We start from the raw sequence: 1,561 nt of genomic DNA on the forward strand, positions 1-1,561 counted from the left end.
TGAATCAATTTCATAATTCCTTCTTTTAAAGAAAGACAGACCTGCAGAATTTAAATCGTTTTTAAAATTTTTAAGTTTTTAAGCAGCTTTTTGTTGGTTCAACTTGGCATTAATCCGATCAACAGCTAATTTTGAAGCATTATAAACCAATGTTACGAAGTCAAAATGAACTTTAGCACGTTTTCCAGTTCGATATCGAACATTGTTTAGTTGAAAGAATTCTTTCAGATACGCATTCACTCGTTCCACAGCAGTCCGGCGTTTATAGATGTCTTTCCAAGCTTTTAAGCCACGGGCTGGAGCTGTATATTTTCTGAGATTTGTCGTAATTTTAACCTTATATACCTTTTGGCAAAGCTCATCATGAGCTAAGGGGCAATCCTTACATTCCTTTGGTCTTGTGTATTTTAGGGTTTCATATTTTTCATCAAAACTGTCATAGCGATAGGAATGCTCTCGAACACATGTCGGCGCAAAATGTTTGTCAAAACCTATCGGTTCAGACTCATTCCGTTTATTATAAGCAATAACGGCTTGATGTCCCATTCGATGAATTTGGATATAAATGGGTTCGTAGTCATAACCAGCATCCAATACATCATAGCGAAGTGACGGAAGTCGTACAAGTTCATGAATCCCTTTTAATAAAGGGATAGCAGCTTTTCCATCATTCAAGTTACCTGAAGAAAGAAGAGATTGAAAAATGTATTGACTTGTTGCTCCAACAGCCAAATGAGCTTTATAACCAAACCAAAAAACGTTTTTCCCTTCGCTATTTTTCTTTATGCCCCATTGGGGATCCTGAGGAATTTTGGCACGTAACTCAGCTAATGGGACGTCTAATTGATCTTCAATTTTCTTTTCAAAAAGTGGAAGGTTAGCTTCCTGCTCTGCTTTTTCAATAAGCCATTGTTCACGTTCTTTCTTTGATTTACGTCCCCGTTTTTTTGGTTCATCTTTAGGTTTTTCTTCCTTTGGTGGCGCCTGATTACGGGATTCAAAATGGGTTGAATCGATAACTATCGTATCATCGGAAATAAAGCCTTCACTAATCGCTTGTTGAAGGAGAGTCTCTTGGACTTTTTCTAAAGCGTTCGATTCCTTGATGAGTGAAATCATACGTGAGAATGCAGCCTCAGATGGCACAGAATCAGAAACCAAAAAGCCACAATCAAGGCGAAAGACGATATCATTCTTGAGACGTTTTACTAAATCTTTGATAAATGGAATGCGTTCTGTAATTCTGGCAATTAAAGAATAGATCATCGCTGCATAGTTAAGCTCAACAGGTCTACCAAATCTCGATTTTTTCGCAACCACAGCCAATATTGGATCGATGTCAATCGTTGAAAAGATAGCTTCAAATCGTTGGGTAGGTTCTAAATCATATAATTCTTGTATATTAAATAGGCTTTCTTGTCTTATAATAGGCATAGGGAGTCTTCCTCCAGTCTTAGAGTTGGTGTCGTTACTTACTCATTCGACATTTTGGGGAGGTACTCCTTTTTTTAGCTTTTAAAAGCCTTGAGCCCGTAGGGCTCATAATTATGAAATTGATTCA

1 protein-coding gene is annotated in these 1,561 nt (G+C 37.3%); it reads right to left on the bottom strand.

What is annotated here, in order from left to right; all coding sequences use genetic code 11:
* Nucleotides 1–78 precede the first annotated feature (78 nt).
* The gene (locus BEN26_RS13790) at nucleotides 79–1,434 is read right to left on the bottom strand and encodes an IS1182 family transposase (RefSeq protein WP_069799695.1); all 1,356 of its coding nucleotides are present in this window, start codon (nucleotides 1,432–1,434) and stop codon (nucleotides 79–81) included.
* Nucleotides 1,435–1,561: the final 127 nt, after the last annotated feature.

It is taken from the genome of Tepidibacillus sp. HK-1 (assembly GCF_001748485.2).
Lineage (GTDB): Bacteria > Bacillota > Bacilli > Tepidibacillales > Tepidibacillaceae > Tepidibacillus_B > Tepidibacillus_B infernus.

What these genes read in the sequence shown, in the direction of transcription:
- BEN26_RS13790 (WP_069799695.1), bottom strand. Translation starts at nt 1,434, where the DNA reads ATGCCTATTATAAGACAAGAAAGCCTATTTAATATACAAGAATTATAT.